We start from the raw sequence: 3,665 nt of genomic DNA on the forward strand, positions 1-3,665 counted from the left end.
ACAGAACGGCATCACACCAGAACCGACGCGCCACGATCGTCAATTCTACTCGCCGGCCGCTGACGGGAAGATCTGCCCGACCTGAGAGATAGGTGACGCTTTGTACCGGAGACATGGGTAACACTTTCCGTTTTGAAGCGGGAGGTGTTGATACCGTGGAGAGAAACTTCGGTGATGGAAGAACATCTACGATTTGTCGCCCGGCTGCTTGAGGGCGAAGGCATGAGCGATGTGTGCCGTGACAGAGCGGAGCATCTCATGGGAGCGGGATGGAACCGACTCCGGCTGGTTCTTCGCCGAGAATGTCGGGTCCGCGAGAAGCGGTTCCAGCTATCGCCCTGGAGGCTGGTGGTTCCTTCCGAAGTGATTGCCTGACACTGAAGAATATGAAGTTGGACCCTTCAAAACCAAAGCTGCAGCGCCGGCAGAAGCGGAGAGGCTGGCTGCCCATCAGCTCACGAGATGGCAGGAAGGATCAACTTCCATCCGCCGTGGCCCCAGGACACCGCTTATTCTTCTTGCGACAAGTGGTATAGTTAGATTTCGGTCGTTCACCTAGACGATACGAGAAAGGAATTATTCCATGGGAGACCAGAAGCGCCCGCTGCAACCTGGAGAAACCGCACCTGCGTTCGCGCTAGCCACGGCCAACTTCAACGGAACGGTCTCTTTCGCCGACTTGAGCGGTCGTCCGTTCTTGATCGGCTTCTTTCGCGGGCTGCACTGCCCGTTCTGCCGGCGTCAGGTAGAACAGCTTGCCAGCGTACAGCCAACGCTGCGCGCTGCCGGGGTGGAGACCGTGGCCGTAATAAACACGCCGGTGGAACGCGCCCGGCTATATTTCCGCCACCGGCCAACGCCAGTGACGCTTCTATGCGACCCGGACTGCCGCACGCATCAGGCCTATGGCGTGCCGCATGCCGAGTTCCTGCCCGATGGGAGCAGCGAGCAACCCGAATGGCCATATGGCGCAACGATGGCGCAGTTCCAGGCGGCACGCATCAACCCCACGGGCGAGCTGCCGGAACCGCTACACCCGATGGAAGCCAACACGGTACTCAACGCCAAGGACCACTTCGAGCTTGATGAAGCCGATAATGCGATCCTCGCGAACCACGCTACCCAGCTCGTCGGGCACTTCCTAGTCGATGCGAACGGCATCATCGGCTGGACGCAAATTGAGGCGCTCGATGGACCGAACAGCCTCTCCATCTTCCCGACCGCGGCGGAGATCATCGCCGCCGCTGGCAGCCTTGGACACTGATCTGCAGTGAACAGTCCGCCAGCGCTGCTGCGCGATGTCCAATGAGCCGACGACACGCATTGATCCGGCGATGACCACTCTTGGCGCGTATTGCAGTCAAGCTGTGATCGATCACATTTGGCGTTCGTTCAATAAATTCGGGTGCGCCACCAAACGCGCCCCAGTTACACATGGAAAATCCCAGACGCGTTCGGCACCTGAAACAGCCATTAGACAGTTGCCAGCAAAAGGTTCCTGAAAATCTCTGATGATCACCGAGGCTGTGAATTGAAAGCACGCTGACGGCAGGTGTTGTCGAATTTGTAAAGCAGCTTGCCATATCCTATCCAGGAGGATAGGAGCGAGTCGAATTCGCTGCGGGGCTAACCTGCATAAATAGGACCTGACGACGAGGCTTTCATGTTCACGACAATCAAGGAATGGCTCGGTTTCGGAGGCGCTGACGCACTCCAAGGGCATGGCCATGGACACGGCACCCACGGCCATTCGCACGGAGAGGATGGGGGGCACGGCCATACCCATGGGGTGGTCGATCCGAGTATTGCGACATCGGAACGCGGCATCTGGGCCATCAAGTGGTCTTTCGTGATCCTCGCGATCACGGCGATCCTGCAGTTGATCGTCGTCTTTATTTCCGGCTCGGTGGCCCTGCTTGCCGACACCATCCACAATGTCGGCGATGCAACCACGGCCATCCCCTTGTGGATCGCTTTCGTGTTGGTGCGGCGACCGGCGACGGCCAAGTTCAACTACGGGCTTGGCCGTGTCGAGGATCTGGCGGGGATGCTGATCGTCCTCATCATCCTGTTCAGCGCTATCGTCGCCGGCTACGAGGCGGTCAATCGCCTGATCCATCCGCAGCCGATCACACAGCTCGGCTGGGTCGCCGCGGCAGGCATTATCGGCTTCCTCGGCAACGAGATCGTTGCGGTCTTCCGCATCAAGATCGGCCGTGAGATGAACAGTGCCGCCCTGATCGCCGATGGCTATCACGCCAGAACCGATGGGCTGACGAGCCTGGCCGTCGTTTTGGGCGCAATCGGCGTCTATCTGGGTTTCCCGCTTGCCGACCCGATCATCGGGCTTCTGATTACGATTGCGATCTTCGGCATCGTCTGGCAATCGGCCCGCGCCGTCATCACCCGAAGTCTCGACGGTATCGAGCCGGGCGTTGCCGATGAGGTCCGCCACGCAGCCGAACACGTACCGGGCATCGCGAAGATCACCGATGTCAAGGCTCGCTGGCTCGGCCACAAGTTGCACGCCGATGTCACGATCGCGGTCGGGAACGACAAGACGCTCGCCGAGGCCAACGGCATCGCGCTTGCCCTTCGCGAAGAGTTGCATGCGCATGTTGCGCCGCTCGGCAGCACGACGATCCAGTTCGATACTGCAGGCGTTTCAGCCGTGGCCGCCAATCACGGCGATCATGGGCATCACCATGCTCCCGACCCGTTCACGGTCAACTCCTCGCTGGCGACCGGGCTTCTCGAGATCGTCGACACCCCGGACGGTGAGAGAATGCGGCTGTCGATCAGAAGCCACGCTCACGGCCTCCAGGCGGTCGTGAACATCAAACGGCCGGGCGGTGTCATAGAAGCGTTGCCGCTGTTGCCGTCCGCGACCGATCATCATGCTATGCAGAGCGCGGAAGCCCCGGCCGAACCGCACGAGTTCGATGCTGAACTCGTTCTGACGGCAGGTGACAAAGTCGAAGTCCTTCCGTTCCGGATGGAGGAGCCGGAAGGGCATCATCATTGAAATCGTCCGAGGCTCGGAGCGGCGACCCCTTGTCCTCCGGTCACCTTTGTCCTCCAGTCAGGTGTGCTACCGGTCCCAATATTGACAGGTATCCCCTCCAGGGGGATACAGGAAGCCATGACAGAACATACCCACGCGACGCATCCCGAAATCGTCAAGCGCCTGAAGCGGGCCGAAGGGCACCTGAAGAGCGTCATCGCCATGATCGAGGGTGGCAAGCCATGCCTTGACATCGCCCAGCAGCTCTCGGCCGTCGAAAAGGCGATCGTCAACGCCAAGCGGACGCTCATACAGGATCACCTCGACCATTGCCTGGAAGAGACCGTCGGCGCACTCCCGCGGGATAAGCGGCAATCGATCGACGAATTCAAGTCGATCACCAAATTCCTCTGAGGCTATGGCTGATCTGCTGGCCTATCCCGGGCTTTTCGCCGCCGCTTTCGGTGCCGCTACAATCCTGCCGATGCAGTCGGAGGCGGTTTTCGCGGGACTTCTTCTGACGGAAAATTATTCGACGCTCTGGCTGCTGGTGGTCGCCAGCCTCGGCAATATCCTTGGCTCCGTCGTCAATTGGGTCCTTGGAAGGGGGATCGAACGGTTCCGAGGTCGGCGCTGGTTTCCAGTCGGCCCTGATGCACTC

At 59.9% G+C, this 3,665-nt stretch carries 3 protein-coding genes and 1 pseudogene; all 4 read left to right on the forward strand.

Annotated elements, in window-relative coordinates; translation table 11 throughout:
- Positions 1-583: 583 nt before the first annotated feature.
- Complete coding sequence (locus RHSP_RS18185) at positions 584-1,264, forward strand: peroxiredoxin-like family protein (RefSeq protein ID WP_004120499.1); 681 nt, start codon at positions 584-586, stop codon at positions 1,262-1,264.
- A 399-nt stretch (positions 1,265-1,663) separates the two neighbouring features.
- Positions 1,664-3,025 carry a cation diffusion facilitator family transporter gene (locus RHSP_RS18190; protein WP_037152782.1) on the forward strand — a complete coding sequence of 454 codons (1,362 nt, stop codon included), beginning with the start codon at positions 1,664-1,666 and terminating at the stop codon, positions 3,023-3,025.
- Between the two features lie 117 nt (positions 3,026-3,142).
- On the forward strand, positions 3,143-3,418 hold the full coding sequence (locus RHSP_RS18195; protein WP_037152785.1) for a metal-sensing transcriptional repressor: 276 nt from the start codon (positions 3,143-3,145) through the stop codon (positions 3,416-3,418).
- Positions 3,419-3,422: 4 nt separating this feature from the next.
- Positions 3,423-3,665: pseudogene (locus RHSP_RS18200) on the forward strand (YqaA family protein); the annotation flags it as partial.

Origin of the sequence: Rhizobium freirei PRF 81 (genome assembly GCF_000359745.1) — a bacterium.
In the GTDB taxonomy this organism is placed as follows: domain Bacteria; phylum Pseudomonadota; class Alphaproteobacteria; order Rhizobiales; family Rhizobiaceae; genus Rhizobium; species Rhizobium freirei.